The organism is uncultured Gelidibacter sp., assembly GCF_947500795.1.
In the GTDB taxonomy this organism is placed as follows: Bacteria; Bacteroidota; Bacteroidia; order Flavobacteriales; family Flavobacteriaceae; genus Gelidibacter.
Genome location: NZ_CANMTE010000003.1, coordinates 263,025 through 280,553 on the forward strand (window position 1 = coordinate 263,025; position 17,529 = coordinate 280,553).

A 17,529-nucleotide genomic window follows, 5' to 3' on the forward strand; every position below is an offset into this window, starting at 1 on the left:
AACTAAAACCAAAAAAGACACGTATATAATAAAGTCGTTGATATTTATGATCTTTTATTACATTTACATCAATATTGACAAACAACCTAATATCAACCTATACAATCAATAATAGCACATGGGATTTTTTGATTTCTTAACAGAAGAAATAGCCATAGACTTAGGAACCGCAAACACCCTAATTATCCACAACGACAAAGTTGTGGTTGATAGTCCATCGATAGTTGCAAGAGACCGAATTTCGGGCAAAATAATTGCTGTTGGCCAGGAAGCCAACATGATGCAAGGTAAAACACACGAAAACATAAAAACAATTCGCCCATTAAAAGATGGGGTTATTGCTGATTTTGATGCTTCTGAGCAAATGATCAGTTTGTTTATCAAGAATATTCCTGCATTAAAAAAGAAACTCTTTACTCCAGCACTGCGCATGGTAGTTTGTATCCCTTCAGGAATTACTGAGGTTGAGATGCGTGCGGTAAAAGAATCTTGTGAGCGTGTTAACGGTAAAGAAGTCTATTTGATTCATGAACCGATGGCAGCAGCTATTGGTATTGGTATTGACATCATGCAACCTAAAGGGAACATGATTGTGGATATAGGTGGTGGTACAACTGAGATTGCCGTAATTGCGTTAGGTGGTATTGTTTGCGATAAATCAGTAAAGGTTGCTGGTGATGTGTTTACAAATGACATCGTTTATTATATGCGTACACAACACAACTTATATGTTGGTGAGCGTACTGCTGAGAAAATTAAAATACAAATTGGTGCTGCAACAGAAGATTTAGAGTTACCTCCAGAGGAAATGAGCGTTCAAGGACGTGATTTATTGACTGGAAAACCTAAACAAGTTCAAATTTCCTACCGTGAAATTGCAAAGGCACTTGATAAATCTATTTTACGAATTGAGGATTCTGTAATGGAAACCTTATCACAAACGCCACCTGAATTAGCGGCGGACATCTACAATACAGGTATTTATTTAGCTGGTGGAGGTTCTATGCTTAGAGGTTTGGATAAACGTTTGTCTCAAAAGACAGATTTACCTGTGTATATTGCAGAAGATCCTTTAAGAGCAGTTGTTAGAGGAACAGGAATCGTATTGAAAAATCTTCCTAAATTCAAAAGCATATTGATTAAATAGTAAGCCCAAATGCAACAAATCATAAATTTTGTACTTCGGAACAAAACCTTCCTTGTGTTTTTGTTGCTCTTCGGCCTATCGTTGTTTTTTACGATTCAGTCGCATTCCTATCATAAAAGCAAGTTTATAAATTCTTCCAACATGGTTACCGGAAGCATTTATAAAGTAGCTAATGGAATTGGACAGTATTTCAACTTGGCAGAAGAAAACAAAGCCCTATTGGAAGAGAATCGGATGTTGAAATCAATTGTCCATAATTTAGATATTGATACGATTAAAATCGATACCAATAACCTTAAATTCAATTCCAGCTACAAATTTAGAACTGCAGAAGTTTATAAAAACAGCTATTCTCAGACTACAAATTATTTGACCATAAATAAAGGTAAGAAGGACAGTATAAAAGTTGATTACGGAGTGATTACCTCTAAAGGAATTGTGGGGATCGTTGAAAACACGTCGCAGAATTTCTCTTCAGTAATGTCTATTTTAAATACACGAAGCCGAATTAATGCCCAATTAAAAAAGACCAATCATATTGGTTCTTTAGTCTGGAATACGGAATCTCCTGAGTTTGCGCAATTGATTGACATTTCAAAATTCGCGCCTTTAGCTATTGGTGATACCATTATTACTGGTGGCCAATCGACTATTTTCCCGAAAGGTGTTTTAATTGGTACGGTGAATTCCTTTAAGATTGATTCCGGTGGAGATACGTATGTTGTAAATGTGAAATTATTTAATGACATGACGAATATTGGTCACGTATATGTGATTCAGAATTTACAAGCTGCTGAAATAAAATCGTTACAAAAACCGAAGGATGACTAAAGTAGTATTGAACTTAGCCGTGAGGTTTGTGATTTTGGTCTTGGTGCAAGTATTGATATTTAACCATATCAATTTTATGGGGTACATCAATCCCTATATTTACATTCTATTTATCATTCTATTTCCAGCCAATAACAACCGTACATTATTTGTGTTTTTAGCGTTTTTGCTCGGATTCTTTGTAGATGTATTTTCTGATTCGGGAGGTGTTCATGCTGCAGCGTGTGTGACCATCGCTTATATAAGACCTATATTTTTAAAGTTTTCGTTTGGAACGGTCTACGATTATCAATCCATTAAGTTTAATCAAATTGATTTTGGTAATAAGCTGACTTATTTCTCAGCACTGATTATCATTCATCATTTTATCATGTATGCCTTAGAAATCTTTAACATTTCAAAAATACTTTTAATACTACAAAAAACGTTATTCTCGGGAATTTTCACTATCATCCTTTGTTTGATAATATCCACACTTTTTAGCCAAAAACGTAAATGAGAAAATTACTACTTATTTCAGTTATTGTTGCTGTAGGTGTTATTTTCATTGCTCGCTTATTTTATCTTCAAGTTTATAACGAAGATCCATATAGCTTGTATGAAGACAATGCCATCAGGAAGGTATTTGACTATCCAAAACGTGGCTATATTTTTGACAGAAATGGAAAATTATTGGTAGCAAACCAGCCGTCATATGACGTGATGTTTATACCTCGTGAAGTAAAACCATTGGACACTTTAGAGTTTTGTAACCTTTTGAAGATTACGAAAGAGGATTTTATAAAATTTTACGATAAAGCGTACCGCTATTCCCCACGATTACCTTCTGTATTTATTCCGCAACTTTCTAGAATGGAATATGCCGTTCTACAAGAAAAAATCAGAAAATATGAAGGTTTTTACATTCAAAAACGATCATTAAGAGATTACCAAACTACTATTGGCGCCAATGTTTTGGGCGATATTGGTGAAGTGAACAACTACATCATTGAAAATGATCCGTATTACAAAAGTGGCGATTTAATTGGAAAACAAGGAGTCGAATTATCTTATGAAGAGGTTTTACGTGGTGTAAAAGGAATCAAATTTATTCAAAAGGACCGATTTAATAGAGATATTGGGCCTTATAAAGATGGTATTTATGATACCTTACCTCAACCTGGTAAAGACATCACCATTACCATTGATTCTGAGCTTCAAGAATATGGAGAGCTCCTTATGCGCCATAAACACGGTGGAATTATAGCTATTGAACCAAGTTCTGGAGAAATAATTTCAATGGTCTCAGCCCCTTCGTACAATCCGAATTTGCTTGTGGGCAGACAGCGTTCTAGAAATTTCTCTAAGCTTTATACGGACACTATTGCAAAACCATTATTTGATAGAAGTTTAAAAGCTCAATATCCTCCAGGATCGCCTTTTAAAGTGTTGAGCGCTCTAATTGGGTTGCAGGAAAAAGTTGTAACTACTGAAGATCAATTTACTTGTAGACATGGGTATTATTTAGGCAATAGACGATTGACAGGTTGCCATAGTCACGCAAGTCCGCTGTCCATGAATCAAGGAATTGCCCAATCTTGTAACGCTTATTTTGTAAATGTTTACAGACGTATTATTGACAAGTATCCTAAACCTGCGGAAGGCATGGATGTTTGGAGTAATCACGTCAAGAGCTTTGGCCTTGGCGATTATTTAGGATATGATCTTAAAATTGGAAATAAAGGTCGTATCCCAGATGCTGCTTTTTATGACAAATGGTACGGCAAAAACAGATGGTCGTCCACTTATAATATTTCGAATTCAATTGGTCAGGGTGAGGTTGAAACAACGCCTATACAATTGGCAAATATGGTTGCCGCCATCGCCAATAGAGGATATTATTACACACCTCATATCATCAAAAACATTGAAGGCGCACCAATTGATGAAAAATACACCACCCGTAATTACACAACGATTGATAAAGAGCATTTTGAGCCTGTAGTACAAGGGATGTTTGATGTATACAATACTGGAACTGCATATAACCTTCAAGTTCCTGGAATTGAAATTTGTGGAAAAACCGGAACAGCGGAGAATTTCATGAACATTAATGGCAAGCGTACCCAATTAACGGATCATTCGATATTTGTGGCTTTCGCACCTAAAGACAATCCTAAAATTGCCATTGCTGTATTTGTTGAAAACGGGTATTGGGGAAGTAGATTTGCTGGTCGTATTGCAAGTTTAATGATAGAAAAATATATTAAAGGCGAAGTCACGATGACCTCAATGGAAAACTGGATTTTGACCCACAGTTTGGAAGATGAATATGCAAAACCTTATTCTGGTAAAGAATTCGGCATCAACAGACAGTCTGCACTTCAAGTCATTGATAAAATTACAAAAGACACTGTCGTAAATCCTACAAGTACACGGCCATCATCATTCAATCAGTAATTAATGCAAAGAGAATACAAATTATTAAATTTTGATTGGCTAACTATCATCATATTCCTACTCCTTGTAGGCTTCGGATGGCTGAACATTATCTCTGCTTCACATGTTGGAGAGATTAATGATTATTTTGACATGGATCAGCCCTATGGCAAGCAGTCTGTATTTATATTATTTACGTTGGCATTAATAGTGTTAATATTAGCATTAGACGCCAAGTTTTATGAACGATTCGCCAGTATTATATATGTAGTGTCCATTCTTTCTTTGGTAGGCCTCTTTATTTTTGGAAAAAATGTGAATGGTGCAACAGCGTGGTATGGCATTGGTGGAATGACGCTTCAACCTAGTGAATTCGCCAAATTCGCAACCTCCTTGGCCGTAGCCAAATACATGAGTGATCTTCAAACCAATATGAAGACCTTTAAAGATCAAGCCAAAACAATGGCGCTGATTGTGCTACCCGCTATATTAATTCTGCTACAAAATGATGCCGGAAGTACCGTGGTTTATGCCGCATTCTTTTTCGTTTTTTATAGAGAAGGGTTACAACAAATTTACTTAGTCATCGCCGTTTTTTTAATAGTACTGGCTGTTTTGGCCCTTAAGTTTAATGTGGTTATTGCCAGTGCAGTTGCAGCTATTATTATATTTGGACATCACTTTTTTGGACAGCGGAAACGTCCACAGCTTATTCAGCCAATTGCGATTGTAATTGCCTGTATAGCGGTTTCTTTTGGGATAAAATACTTTTACAGTTCCATCCTTCAACCGCATCAAAAAGACAGAATTAGTTTATGGTTGCGTCTCGAGAAAGATCCTATAAAACTTCATGAAATGAAGCAGACCATTCTGTATAATCTTAATGAGTCTGAAAAAGCAATCAGTTCTGGAGGTTTGACAGGAAAAGGGTTTTTACAAGGCACCAGAACAACAGGAAAGTTTGTGCCAGAGCAACACACGGATTATATTTTCAGTACCGTAGGTGAAGAATGGGGTTTCCTAGGGAGTTCCTTTGTGGTCATCCTATTTGTTGGTCTCCTACTCCGCATCTTGTATTTAGCAGAGCTACAGAAATCGACCTTCAGTAGAGTTTATGGCTATTGCGTAGCATCCATATTTTTTATCCACTTTTTGATTAATATCGGGATGGTTATGGGATTAATTCCAACCATTGGAATTCCGCTGCCTTTCTTCAGTTATGGAGGTTCAGGACTTTGGGCTTATACCATCTTACTCTTTATTTTTATAAAACTAGATTCAAACCGAATCAACGAATGGTAATTCGATTATAATTCATCTCGTACAGAAACTATCTGAAGGGTGATTCCTATAAATAGAAAAACCTGTCTCTTTTAAGACAGGTTTTTCTATTTATAATTAATCCGAGATTATTATTTTAAACTCGCTAAACTCGATTTAATTGTTTCAATTTTAGCCAACGCATCTGCTTCTTTATTGCGTTCGTTTTGTAACACTTGAGCTGGCGCATTATTCACAAAACGTTCGTTTGATAATTTCTTTTGAACAGATTTCAAGAATCCTTCAGTATAAGTCAACTCGTCATTCAATTTTTTGATCTCTTCCTCTACATTGATAGCTCCTGAAATTGGAATGAAATACTCGTTAGACTGCACTCTGAAACTCAATGCGCCATCAACGGCATCAGTAACAGATTCCATTTTCGAGATATTACCCATTTTAGAAATCACAGAATTGTAGCGCTCTGGTAAATTCTCATTATTGATGAATGACAATTCAATACTATCCTTAAACGAAATGTTTTTGTCTTTACGAATAGTTCTTATTCCAGAGATTACTTCTTTAACCGTTTCAAAGTCTGAAATCAGCTGTGCATCAAAGGTCTCAATTTTTGGGTATTGAGCTACGATTAATGCTTCTTCTGGAGTTCTATCAGCAATAAAATGCCAAATTTCTTCCGTTAAGAAAGGCATAAATGGATGTAATAACTTCAAATTAGATTCAAAGATTTCAATAACACTATTAAATGTTTTTGAGTCTATAGGTTGTTGGTATTCCGGTTTGATCATCTCCAATAACCAAGAACAGAAATCGTCCCAAATCAACTTGTAAATTCCCATTAACGCATCAGAAAGTCTGTATTTGCCATAGTGATCTTCAATTTCCGCAAGCGCTTGTTGAAATCTGGCAGTATACCATTCTATCGCGATTTTTGAAGCTTCAGGTTGTTCAATTTCGGCAACCTCCCATCCTTTTACTAATCTGAAGGCATTCCAAATTTTATTTGCAAACCCTTTACCTTGATTACATAAATCTTCATCAAACATCAAATCATTTCCAGCAGCAGAACTCAATAATAAGCCTACGCGTACGCCATCAGCACCATAATCGTCAATCAATTTTAGAGCATCAGGAGAATTCCCTAACGATTTACTCATTTTACGACGTTGCTTATCGCGCACCAATCCGGTTAAATAGACGTTTTCAAATGGTTTTTCATCTCTATATTCATAACCTGAAATCACCATTCGGGCAACCCAGAAGAATAAAATGTCCGGTCCGGTCACTAAATCGTTGGTTGGATAGTAATATTCAATTTCAGGATTGTCAGGGTTGCGAATCCCATCAAACACACTAATTGGCCACAACCAAGAAGAGAACCATGTGTCTAAGGCATCTTTATCTTGGGTAAGATCATTTGCAGTAAGTTCCGGGTTCTTTGTTCTTTCCTGTGCTAATTTAACCGCATCTTCCAATGATTCCGCCACCACAAAATCCTCTTTCCCATCGCCATAGAAATACGCAGGAATCTGCTGTCCCCACAATAATTGACGCGAAATATTCCAATCGCGAATATTCTCCATCCAATGACGGTACGTATTGTTGAATCGTTTTGGGAACAATTTTACTTCTTCATCTTCCAAGACTGCTTTAATGGCAGGTTTGGCAAGATCTTCCATTTTCAAGAACCACTGATCAGAAAGTCGAGGTTCAATAACAGCTTTTGTACGTTCACTTGTTCCTACTTTATGCGTGATATCTTCAGTTTTAGCTAGAATGCCCAAATCTTTCAACTCTTGGGTCACATCTTTACGCGCAACAACTCTATCTTTTCCTTGGTGGTGTAAACCGAAACTATTTAAAGTAGCATCATCATTAAGAATATCTACCACTTCCAATCCGTGTCTGTCGCCAATTTCCTTATCGTTAACATCATGTGCAGGTGTAATTTTTAAACAACCTGTACCAAATTCCATATCAACATAATCATCCGCTATGATGGGAACGATTCTGTTACAAATTGGTACAATAACGTTCTTACCAATTAGGTGTTGAAAACGCTCATCATTTGGATTCACACACACTGCAGTATCGCCTAAAATAGTTTCCGGACGTGTGGTGGCAATAGTTATAAAATCGTCTTGATTTTCAATTTGATAATTGACATAGTATAATTTGTCAGTACGTTCCACATGGATCACTTCTTCATCTGACAAAGTCGTTTTTGCCTCAGGATCCCAATTGACCATACGGTATCCACGATAAATCAACCCTTTGTTATATAAATCGACAAAAACTTTAATAACCGATTCACTCATATCATCATCCATGGTGAATTTTGTACGGTCCCAATCGCAAGAACAACCCAATTTTTTCAGTTGCTCAAGAATAACCCCGCCATACTCATGTGTCCAATCCCACGCGTGACTTAAAAACTCTTCACGAGACAGCTTGTTTTTATCAATCCCTTGCTCCTTTAATTTTGCTACAACTTTAGCTTCGGTTGCAATGGAAGCGTGGTCTGTACCAGGAACCCAACACGCATTTCTACCTTGCAAACGTGCTCTACGGATAAGTACGTCCTGAATGGTGTTATTCAACATATGCCCCATATGCAAAACTCCAGTAACGTTTGGTGGCGGAATCACGATAGTATAAGGCTCGCGCTCATCTGGAACGGACTTAAAATACTTGTGTTCCATCCAATAGGAATACCACTTATCTTCTACGCTAGAAGCGGAATATTTTGCTGGGATTGTCATACTTTGGTACTGTTTTTGTATAGTTCTATCAATAACAGGCAAAGTTACTTATATTTCTGTTTTCGTGAAATTATAAAAACATTTATTAACCCAAATTTGGACGGCACTTTTGACTATTAATATGTTGTACGTCTAATTTATTTTGCGAAACGATTAAAAGTGAGTAATTTTGACACTATCAATTTAAATATAAAATGATGAAAAATTTAATTGCAATTTTATTTGTAGGAATGCTAAGTGTTTCTGCTTTTGCACAAGAGAAAGTAGCAAAAATTGAGTTTAAAACGGATGTAATAGATTATGGTACGATATTAAAAGGTGCTGATGGTGTGCGTGTGTTTGAATTCACCAATACAGGAAATGCACCACTTATCATCACTAAAGTATCTTCAACTTGCGGATGTACCATTCCTAAAAAACCTGAGGCTCCAATCCTTCCAGGTGATAAAGGTGAAATTCAAGTGAAATATAACACACAAATTGTAGATCCTATAAGAAAGACAATTACGGTTATGTCTAATGCTGATACGCCAATTGTAGCCCTTAAGATTAAAGGTGAGGTTGTTGAACCTAAGACAAAATAAAAAAGTGTTGTGAAACAGTAAATCTGTTTTCCACTTTAAGATTTAAAAGCTCTCATTTTGAGGGCTTTTTTATTACAATAAACTTTCCAATTTAAAGCGAAAGGTCATAATGACGCCATTTCTATCAATGACAAGTTTAATCATCTTCCCTTCATCATCTCTAAAAAACGACGTGACTTCTTGTAATTTAAGCGGGTGTGTTTGCCTGCCATTTATAGTTAGTACAATATCCCCAAATTGTAAACCAGCGCGTTCCGCAGGAGAACCAGGCCTCAATTCAACAATCTTAAACGCAGGTTTTAGTTCATACTTATAGGCTTCAATAACCGTAATTCCGCCTGAAGCCTGATCATTCTTCACCTTAACTTCATTCTTGCGCTCCTTTATAATTCTACTGCCCGACTGTTCTAAAATGATTCCACTTTTGTCGTATTCAAATGGGGCATTGAAGTTTTTATTTTTCTTGAAAGTCACTTGCGAATTACCATAATCCATGATGATGTTAAATCGTTTTAATAATTCTCCCGCCATACTCCCACTACGCTCTTTGAATTTCCTAGCGAAACTAACGGCTGCCGAATCAGGATATGCGACATTCAAATTTTTAAGATGGAAATCGTTAATGGAAAACTGTTCCAATTTTGATCGTTTACCATACACGCTACCACTCAACCCTTTCCCCAAATAATCTATAAAATAGGTGTTATTCCTGGGAGACAATCCTAAAGAATCATCTTCAAAAAGCCACAAGGCATCACTCCCACCAGAATCCATCAATAATTTTACAGGAATTTTTTTATCGTTCGCTACTACAGAGGCATCTATATAGGGTTTGTTGTTTACCAATGTCAAAGGCAACGTTTCACATTTTCTACATGACTTATACGTATACGTGTTTGGATTGTTCAACCTTATAAATTTCGAACCGTAATTGATTTCAACTATAAAATCCTTGAAAATATCGTAACCAATAATACCGTGAACCTGTACACCCAACCTTGGAGTGAAATTGATGGACTCGTCAGTAATAATGTACACATCTTGATTGACGTTTAAGGCATCACCAATTCTGAATATATTTTTCTCTGACTTTAATGCCACCACATAATCTCCATCGCCCAAGCCCCTTAAATAAATGGTTTCGAGGTTTTTTAGCTTTAAGGCTTCCGCAGAATCAATAATATTAAACAAAATGGGTTTGCTAACTCCTGAATCCAATAAAAATGAAAGGGTCACACCATTAATCTCAACGGGCATAATGATGAGATTATCAATTAACTCAAAACTGATCTTTGTTCGTTCTGATCGTGGCAAGGTGAATCGACTCTGCGAAAAGGTAAATCCGCAAAAAAGCATAAAATAAGTTGCCAATAAGAATCGATAACACATATATAAAATGTAGCGTCTTACCAATTTACAAATCTTTAACTCTACATTCGTCTTTTACATTGTGTTTTTGAAAAATCTTTGAGATAATTTTCAGAACTTTACCCCTTAAATTTTAATCTCATGCCAAAAATTTCGCAAAAAGGGCGATTGATGCCTTCGTCTCCTATAAGAAAACTAGTACCATATGCTGAACAGGCCTATAAAGAGGGTAAAACTGTTTACCATTTAAACATTGGACAACCTGATATTAAAACTCCAGAAGTTGCTTTGGATGCTGTAAAAGTGCATTCCCTCGACATTTTGGCTTATACACGTTCTGAAGGTTCTGAAGACTACAGAAAAAAAATCGCTCAGTACTATGCAAAAAATAATATCCACGTAACTCACAGTGACATTATTGTAACCACAGGCGGAAGTGAAGCCCTTTTGTTTGCTTTTGGTAGTATTATGGATTCCGGTGATGAAATCATTATTCCTGAACCATTTTATGCTAATTATAACGGATTCTCTACAGCTTCAGATATTAAGGTAGTTCCGGTAATTTCTAAAATAGAAAACAATTTCGCATTGCCTCCTATTGAAGAGTTTGAAAGTTTAATTACTGATAAAACAAAAGCTATTTTAATTTGCAACCCGGGGAACCCTACAGGTTACCTTTATTCTAGAGAGGAAATTAAACAATTAGCTGATCTTGTAAAAAAACATGATCTGTTCTTAATTGCTGATGAAGTATACAGAGAGTTTGTGTACGATGGTAACGAGTTTTACTCCATTATGCAAGAAGAAGGCATCGAAGATCACGCTATTATGATTGATTCCGTGTCCAAACGTTATAGCATGTGTGGCGCAAGAATTGGATATTTTGTTTCTAGAAACAAGGAGGTTATCCAAACAGCCTTAAAGTTTGCACAAGCCCGTTTGAGCCCACCTACTTTAGCACAAATTGCAAGTGAAGCGGCCTTAAGCACACCTCAAAGTTATTTTGATGATGTAATTGAGGAATATGTAAAAAGAAGAAATACACTGATCAGAGAATTGAAAAAAATAGATGGCCTTAAAGTTGCAGAACCTAAAGGAGCCTTCTATTGTATAGTAGAATTACCGGTAAAAAGTGCTGATCATTTTGCACAATGGTTATTGGAAAGCTATGATTTAGACAAAGAAACGGTCATGGTTGCACCTGCCGCTGGTTTCTATTCAACGCCAAATGTAGGTCTTAACCAAATCAGAATTGCTTACGTCCTAAATGAAGAAAGTTTAATCAGAGCTGTTCAAATTTTAAAAGAAGCTTTAAAAGTTTACCCTAACAATTAGTGCAAATTCAAGAAAACATATCATTAAAGCCCTATAATACTTTTGGGTTGGAAGCTCGCGCGAAATACTTTATAAAAGTTGAAAGTATTCAGCAATTAAAAGAAGCGCTGAGTTTAGATGCGTATCCAGAAAAATTCATCCTTGGTGGCGGCAGCAATATGTTGCTCACCAAGGATTTGGATTGCCTGGTCATTCAAATCGATATAAAAGGCATCGAAATTATTGAACACCAAGAACATCACGTTTTAGTAAAAGCCAGTGCAGGCGAAAATTGGCACGAGTTTGTACTGTGGTGTTTGGAGCATGATTTTGGTGGTCTAGAAAATCTGTCTTTAATTCCAGGCAATGTAGGTACAGCACCTATCCAAAATATTGGCGCCTATGGTGTTGAAATAAAAGACACGCTTCAGTCTTGCGAGGCTTTAAATATTGAAACGAAAGCCATTGAAACATTCACGAATGAGGAATGTAAATTTGATTATCGCGAATCTATATTTAAGCAGGATAAAAAGAATCGTTATGTTATTGTAAGCGCCACGTTTATATTGACAGCGGTTAATCATAAATTGCATATGGACTATGGTGCCATTGCTACAGAATTGGCGGCTATGGAAGTCCAACAACCTACCATACAAGACATTTCTAAAGCAGTAATAGCAATTCGCGAAAGCAAACTTCCTAATCCAAAAGAGATTGGTAATAGTGGCAGTTTCTTCAAAAACCCTATTATTTCCAAAACTCATTTTGATAAACTCAAAAGCAACTTTCCTGAGATACCAAGTTATACTGTATCTCCAACCGAAATAAAAGTGCCTGCTGGCTGGCTGATTGAAAAATCAGGATTTAAGGGCAAAACCTTTGGCGACTATGGCGTACATAAAAAGCAAGCCTTAGTCTTAGTAAACTATGGCAGTGCGAAAGGTTCAGATATTTTTGAATTGGCTAAACTTATTCAAAAAACGATACATCAGCTCTTTGGAATTTCCATTGAGATGGAAGTGAATATTATATAAAAAGGCTTCAACTGTTTAAGTTGAAGCCCATTTATAATCGTGTAGTGCCAATCGAAAAAGCTATTAATCAAACCCCTTAAAAAGAAGAAAAACCGACACCACAGATATTAAAACTATATTTAAATTATAAAGTAGTTTATTCGTAATTTTACCATCGTATAGTGGATATACGTACGAAAATCGTATATGGACTTTTACGCCCCATATTAAATTAAATTTCAATTACTTGAGCTATTCATTAGAAGAACATATTGTCGAACTTCTTGAAAAAGGAGATAAGGCCGCGATTAATTTACTCTATGAAAATTATTCAGACAGTCTTTATGGTGTTATTTTAAAAATAACCAATAACGAGGAACTTGCTCAAGATGCGTTACAGGAAAGTTTTGTGAAAATTTGGAAAAACTCGAAAAAGTACGATTCCAAAAAAGCCAGACTTTTTACTTGGCTTTACAGAATTGCCCGTAATACCGCTATTGACAAATTAAGAAGTTTCAATAATCGATTTGAAAAAGAAGTCCAAATTGATAAATCCAACGTATATATTCTACCAACTGCAAGTTTAAATCAAGACGTTTTAGATTTAAAAGACCATGTTACCAAATTGGATGAAAAATACCAAATTGTTCTGAATGCTTTATTTTTTGAAGGCATGACGCAACAAGAGGCTAGTGATGAACTAGACATTCCATTGGGCACAATTAAGTCGAGGTTGAAAATTGGTTTGAGAGACTTACGAAAGCTTTTTAACCATTAAAGTTTAGGAATAATGGAAAAAAAATTACAGATTTTTATGGAATCGGGCCTATTGGATAAGTACATCCTAGGCACCACAACTCTAGATGAGAATTTAGAGGTTGAGAGCTATATTGCTGAATTTCCTGAAGTAGCTGCAGAATATGAGCGGCTTCAAGAGAATCTAGAAATTTTAGCAAAGGCAAGTATCGTAGAAGCTCCAAAGTATATTTTGAGCGATGTTTTGAAAGAGATTTCAGAAGAGACACCAGTTGTACAAATGGTCCCTCAAGCCAAAAGACGTACACCTTGGTATAGTATTGCAGCGAGTTTTGCAGCATTAATTTTTGCTGGAGCATCCTTCTTTTTGTATGAACAAAACATGGATTTAAGCAATGAAAATCAAGTTGTTGTAGATGAAATTTTTGATCTTAGAAGTGATATCGAAGAAAATAATAACAAGTTAGAGAATGTCATGCTTCAGTTTATGAAGTTAAACAATCCGGAAACTGAAAAATATGTGTTGCGAGGAAATTCTCGAGCGAAAAATCTAAAAACTGTAGCATATATTAACGCGGTTGATAAAACGTCTATGATTGATGTGGTATCCTTACCAAAACTTCCTGAAGACCAAACCTATCAAATTTGGGCTGAATTACAAGACAGAATGGTGAATCTGGGCATCCTTGATGAATCTGAGCGTAAGTTAAAGACCATTCCTTACATGGAAAATGCACTTGGTTTAAGTATTACTATAGAACCTAAATCCGGATCTAAAATCAATGCGGCCACAGCTGATAACTCAGTAGCCGAAATTGTTTTGAAGAATAACAAATAAGATCATTTAAAAATTTGATATGAAAACCACCTTCTAAGGTGGTTTTTTTGTTTCCAATTCAGTCTGAACTCTTTCCCATATTTTAGTCAAAATTGTTTAAAAGCATTATCTTTGCATAAATTTTATACTCATGAAACTTTTACTCATCACATTAATTCTCTTAGGTCTTGGAGTTGCTGGTATTGCCATCAAAATTTGGGCAAAAAAAGACGGAAAATTTGCAGGCACGTGTGCTAGTCAAAATCCAATGCTGAATAAAGAAGGTGAAGCTTGTGGATTTTGTGGTAAATCTCCTGACCAATTTGAAAATTGCAGTGAACCTCAACATTCTTAAGGGTTAATGATAATATTGCATGTGTTTTTCTACATTTTTGTAGTAGTTACCTTAGTCCAATTATTTTTTTACGGGTATGTTTTTTCCAATGTAAAACAGAAAAAACAAAACTCTACCCCTTCTCACACACCGCCAATATCTGTTATCATTTGCGCTAAAAATGAGGCTAAAAATTTAAAGCGATTCTTGCCTTTTATTTTAGATCAAGACTATCCTAATTATGAGGTGGTGCTCATAAACGATAGTTCCACGGACAGCACCTTGCGGGTGATGGAACAGTTTAAAGCGCAGCACAGCAACATCAAAATTGTTAATGTAAAAAGCATTGAAGCCTTTTGGGGCAATAAAAAATATGCACTTACATTAGGCATTAAAGCTGCAACACATAACCGACTTTTATTTACGGATGCTGATTGCAAACCTGTTTCCCGACAGTGGATCAGCGAAATGAATAGTCATTTCAGCAAAGAACATCAATTGGTTTTAGGCTACGGAGGTTATGCAAAAGTCAAAAAATCCATTCTAAACAAACTGATACGGTTTGAAACTTTTATGACGGCCGTTCAATACTTCTCTTATACTAAATTAGGAAATCCCTATATGGGCGTAGGTCGAAATATGGCCTATACCAAAGAATTATTCTTTGAAGCTAGAGGATTCATGGATCATATGAACATCAAATCTGGTGATGATGATCTTTTTGTAAATCAGATTGGTGATGCAAGAAACACGACAATTTCCTTATCTAAAGACAGCTTTACAGAATCTATTGCCAAAGAAACTTATAGCGATTGGATCATTCAAAAGCGCAGACATGTTACCACCGCAAAACATTATAAACCGAAGCACAAATCTGCTTTAGCGTTATTTTTCACCTCCCAATTCTTATTTTTTGTATTAGGTCTTGTACTCATAAGCACCTCATTCAATTGGCAATTTGTTTTAGGATTAATAATGGCAAGGTATTTAGCTTTGTTCATCAATTTAACTTTAGCTTCTAAAAAATTGAATGAAAAAGATTTGATTCCTTACTTTCCACTGCTCGAAATATTTTTAATTGTAACACAATTCTCTATCTTTATAAAAAATCTGTTATCAAAACCAAATCGTTGGAAATAAAGAAAATCATTGAAAAAGCAAAAGAAAATGACCAATCCGCATTTAATGCACTATTGGATTTTTTTTGGAATGATGTGTATGGCTTTCAACTAAAACGAACAGAAAACGAAAATGATGCGGAGGATATCACCATCCAAACATTTTCAAAAGCTTTTGATAAAATTGATACTTATAATGACAGTTATGAATTCAAAACGTGGTTAATCACTATTTCTAAAAATATTCATATTGATCTTATAAGAAAAAGAAAATCATATATTCAGGACAGTTCCCGTCGTCATGTAAATGATGAGTTCTATGATATTATTGATGAATCCCCTTCTCCTGAGGACAAAATCATTACAGAACAGAATTTAGCCAAATTACTTCGCGATATAAAGAAACTTAAACCACACTATCAGGAAATTATCAATTTGAGATACTTTCAGGAATTGAGTTATAAAGAAATTTCTGAAGAACTTAATGAACCAATTAATAATGTGAAGGTGAAACTTTTAAGAGCAAGAAAGTTATTGGCAGAGGTTATTTCTAAAAAGTAATGAAATTCAGCTTAAAAAAAATTGGCCCCGGATTATTGTTTGCCGGTGCTGCTATTGGTGTTTCCCATTTGGTGCAATCAACAAAAGCAGGTGCTGATTTCGGATTTGGGCTGATTTGGGCATTAGTTCTAGTTCACATTTTTAAATACCCATTCTTTCAATTTGGACCCCGATACGCTTTAGCAACCGGCGAAAGTCTTTTAAGTGGTTATAAGAAAATGGGGAAAGGCGTATTGATAGCCTATTTCATCATCACCTTCACCACCATGTTTACGATTCAAACGGCCGTCACCATCGTTACTGCCGGAATTGCCAACACTCTTTTTGGCGATTTCATTTCAACAGAATTGTGGACCATAATTATTCTTCTAATTTCTTCTTTGATTCTCATTAAAGGGAAATTTAAATTATTGGATCAGTTAATGAAAATAATTGTCATCACATTAACGATTAGCACTATTGCAGCTGTTATTCTAGCCTTAAACAATAACAGTCAGCCTCTCACTTTTACACAGCTTTTACCAAAAAACACAGTCGAAATTGCTTTTTTAATCGCTTTTATGGGATGGATGCCTGCACCATTGGATATTTCCGTTTGGCAATCGCTTTGGGCACTGGAAAAGCAAAAAACAACATCAGATTATGACGTAAAAAATTCGATGTTCGATTTTAACGTAGGGTATTTTGCGGCAATTATAATAGGCATTGGTTTTATGGCACTTGGCGCTTTAGTCATGTTTCAAAGTGGTGAAACGTTTAGTGCAAAGGCTGGTGAGTTTTCAAATCAGTTAATCACCATGTACACGCAAAGCTTAGGAAGTTGGGCGTACCTCCTTATTGGAATAGCTGCTTTTACTACCATGTTCAGTACAACCTTGACGACGTTAGATGCTTCCCCAAGAACCATGGCAAAAACAACAGAATTACTTTTTGGAACCACATCTAAACATTCTTATTTACTCTGGATTGCTATTTTGATTTGCGGCACCATAGCCATATTTTTCTTTTTAGGATCAGAAATGGGACTGCTTGTTCAAATTGCAACGATCGTTTCATTCCTGACAGCGCCGTTTTATGCCATCATCAATTATAAACTTATTTGCAGCAAGCATACGCCTGCTGAATGGCGTCCATCCTTAAAAATGCATGTGTTAAGTTGGATGGGGATTCTGTTTTTAATCGGATTCAGTATCTGGTATCTCACCATGCTTTAACCCCTATTTTA

General features: G+C 35.8%; 16 protein-coding genes. 14 read left to right on the forward strand and 2 right to left on the reverse strand.

All coding sequences use genetic code 11. The features are described 5' to 3' along the window. Nucleotides 1-118 precede the first annotated feature (118 nt). The 5 genes from Q0947_RS09020 to rodA are packed head-to-tail and all read left to right on the forward strand — an operon-like array spanning nucleotide 119 to nucleotide 5,698. Nucleotides 119-1,147, forward strand: coding sequence for a rod shape-determining protein (locus Q0947_RS09020; RefSeq protein ID WP_133756303.1), 1,029 nt, complete (start codon nucleotides 119-121; stop codon nucleotides 1,145-1,147). Nucleotides 1,148-1,156: 9 nt separating this feature from the next. Next, nucleotides 1,157-1,978 carry a rod shape-determining protein MreC gene (gene mreC, locus Q0947_RS09025; RefSeq protein WP_299395994.1) on the forward strand — a complete coding sequence of 274 codons (822 nt, stop codon included), beginning with the start codon at nucleotides 1,157-1,159 and terminating at the stop codon, nucleotides 1,976-1,978. Then, entirely contained in the window at nucleotides 1,971-2,477 is a 507-nt protein-coding gene (locus Q0947_RS09030; protein WP_299395998.1) for a rod shape-determining protein MreD, read from the forward strand. Before mreC ends, Q0947_RS09030 begins: the two co-directional genes overlap by 8 nt. Beyond that, a complete protein-coding gene (gene mrdA, locus Q0947_RS09035; protein ID WP_299396003.1) occupies nucleotides 2,474-4,417 on the forward strand; it encodes a penicillin-binding protein 2 in 1,944 nt (647 codons plus the stop codon). The genes Q0947_RS09030 and mrdA overlap by 4 nt, the downstream gene beginning before the upstream one ends. A 3-nt stretch (nucleotides 4,418-4,420) precedes the next feature. Continuing rightward, nucleotides 4,421-5,698, forward strand: a complete 1,278-nt coding sequence (gene rodA, locus Q0947_RS09040; protein ID WP_299396007.1) for a rod shape-determining protein RodA — start codon at nucleotides 4,421-4,423, stop codon at nucleotides 5,696-5,698. Between the two features lie 110 nt (nucleotides 5,699-5,808). Here rodA and Q0947_RS09045 read toward each other — a convergent pair whose 3' ends face one another. Continuing rightward, nucleotides 5,809-8,439: a valine--tRNA ligase gene (locus tag Q0947_RS09045; RefSeq protein ID WP_299396011.1), complete on the reverse strand. Its 2,631-nt coding sequence runs from the start codon at nucleotides 8,437-8,439 to the stop codon at nucleotides 5,809-5,811. Nucleotides 8,440-8,636: 197 nt separating this feature from the next. On the opposite strand from Q0947_RS09045, the gene Q0947_RS09050 reads away from it, so the two are divergent. Then, complete coding sequence (locus Q0947_RS09050) at nucleotides 8,637-9,023, forward strand: DUF1573 domain-containing protein (RefSeq protein WP_299396018.1); 387 nt, start codon at nucleotides 8,637-8,639, stop codon at nucleotides 9,021-9,023. 72 nt (nucleotides 9,024-9,095) lie between these two features. Here Q0947_RS09050 and Q0947_RS09055 read toward each other — a convergent pair whose 3' ends face one another. After that, complete coding sequence (locus tag Q0947_RS09055; RefSeq protein WP_299396023.1) at nucleotides 9,096-10,436, reverse strand: aspartyl protease family protein; 1,341 nt, start codon at nucleotides 10,434-10,436, stop codon at nucleotides 9,096-9,098. Nucleotides 10,437-10,532: 96 nt separating this feature from the next. Between Q0947_RS09055 and Q0947_RS09060 the strand changes: the two genes are divergently transcribed. The 8 genes from Q0947_RS09060 (at nucleotide 10,533) to Q0947_RS09095 (ending at nucleotide 17,518) form a co-directional block, all read left to right on the forward strand. Beyond that, nucleotides 10,533-11,726: a pyridoxal phosphate-dependent aminotransferase gene (locus Q0947_RS09060; RefSeq protein WP_299396026.1), complete on the forward strand. Its 1,194-nt coding sequence runs from the start codon at nucleotides 10,533-10,535 to the stop codon at nucleotides 11,724-11,726. Further along, complete coding sequence (gene murB / locus Q0947_RS09065) at nucleotides 11,726-12,739, forward strand: UDP-N-acetylmuramate dehydrogenase (RefSeq protein WP_299396031.1); 1,014 nt, start codon at nucleotides 11,726-11,728, stop codon at nucleotides 12,737-12,739. The genes Q0947_RS09060 and murB overlap by 1 nt, the downstream gene beginning before the upstream one ends. Nucleotides 12,740-12,965: 226 nt before the next feature. Then, nucleotides 12,966-13,496 carry an RNA polymerase sigma factor gene (locus Q0947_RS09070; RefSeq protein WP_299396036.1) on the forward strand — a complete coding sequence of 177 codons (531 nt, stop codon included), beginning with the start codon at nucleotides 12,966-12,968 and terminating at the stop codon, nucleotides 13,494-13,496. Nucleotides 13,497-13,508: 12 nt separating this feature from the next. Then, the gene (locus Q0947_RS09075; RefSeq protein ID WP_299396040.1) at nucleotides 13,509-14,312 is read left to right on the forward strand and encodes an anti-sigma factor; all 804 of its coding nucleotides are present in this window, start codon (nucleotides 13,509-13,511) and stop codon (nucleotides 14,310-14,312) included. Between the two features lie 130 nt (nucleotides 14,313-14,442). Further along, the gene (locus tag Q0947_RS09080; RefSeq protein WP_299396045.1) at nucleotides 14,443-14,646 is read left to right on the forward strand and encodes a membrane or secreted protein; all 204 of its coding nucleotides are present in this window, start codon (nucleotides 14,443-14,445) and stop codon (nucleotides 14,644-14,646) included. Between the two features lie 6 nt (nucleotides 14,647-14,652). After that, nucleotides 14,653-15,765 carry a glycosyltransferase gene (locus Q0947_RS09085; RefSeq protein WP_299396049.1) on the forward strand — a complete coding sequence of 371 codons (1,113 nt, stop codon included), beginning with the start codon at nucleotides 14,653-14,655 and terminating at the stop codon, nucleotides 15,763-15,765. Further along, nucleotides 15,756-16,304, forward strand: coding sequence for a sigma-70 family RNA polymerase sigma factor (locus Q0947_RS09090; RefSeq protein WP_299396054.1), 549 nt, complete (start codon nucleotides 15,756-15,758; stop codon nucleotides 16,302-16,304). The genes Q0947_RS09085 and Q0947_RS09090 overlap by 10 nt, the downstream gene beginning before the upstream one ends. Continuing rightward, complete coding sequence (locus Q0947_RS09095; protein ID WP_299396058.1) at nucleotides 16,304-17,518, forward strand: Nramp family divalent metal transporter; 1,215 nt, start codon at nucleotides 16,304-16,306, stop codon at nucleotides 17,516-17,518. The genes Q0947_RS09090 and Q0947_RS09095 overlap by 1 nt, the downstream gene beginning before the upstream one ends. The last annotated feature ends 11 nt before the right edge of the window (nucleotides 17,519-17,529 follow it).

Bases quoted from the DNA above. Each gene is read 5' to 3' on its own strand.
- Q0947_RS09020 (WP_133756303.1), top strand. From the start codon at position 119: ATGGGATTTTTTGATTTCTTAACAGAAGAAATAGCCATAGACTTAGGA.
- mreC (WP_299395994.1), top strand. From the start codon at position 1,157: ATGCAACAAATCATAAATTTTGTACTTCGGAACAAAACCTTCCTTGTG.
- Q0947_RS09030 (WP_299395998.1), top strand. From the start codon at position 1,971: ATGACTAAAGTAGTATTGAACTTAGCCGTGAGGTTTGTGATTTTGGTC.
- mrdA (WP_299396003.1), top strand. From the start codon at position 2,474: ATGAGAAAATTACTACTTATTTCAGTTATTGTTGCTGTAGGTGTTATT.
- rodA (WP_299396007.1), top strand. From the start codon at position 4,421: ATGCAAAGAGAATACAAATTATTAAATTTTGATTGGCTAACTATCATC.
- Q0947_RS09045 (WP_299396011.1), bottom strand. From the start codon at position 8,439: ATGACAATCCCAGCAAAATATTCCGCTTCTAGCGTAGAAGATAAGTGG.
- Q0947_RS09050 (WP_299396018.1), top strand. From the start codon at position 8,637: ATGAAAAATTTAATTGCAATTTTATTTGTAGGAATGCTAAGTGTTTCT.
- Q0947_RS09060 (WP_299396026.1), top strand. From the start codon at position 10,533: ATGCCAAAAATTTCGCAAAAAGGGCGATTGATGCCTTCGTCTCCTATA.
- Q0947_RS09075 (WP_299396040.1), top strand. From the start codon at position 13,509: ATGGAAAAAAAATTACAGATTTTTATGGAATCGGGCCTATTGGATAAG.
- Q0947_RS09080 (WP_299396045.1), top strand. From the start codon at position 14,443: ATGAAACTTTTACTCATCACATTAATTCTCTTAGGTCTTGGAGTTGCT.
- Q0947_RS09085 (WP_299396049.1), top strand. From the start codon at position 14,653: ATGATAATATTGCATGTGTTTTTCTACATTTTTGTAGTAGTTACCTTA.
- Q0947_RS09095 (WP_299396058.1), top strand. From the start codon at position 16,304: ATGAAATTCAGCTTAAAAAAAATTGGCCCCGGATTATTGTTTGCCGGT.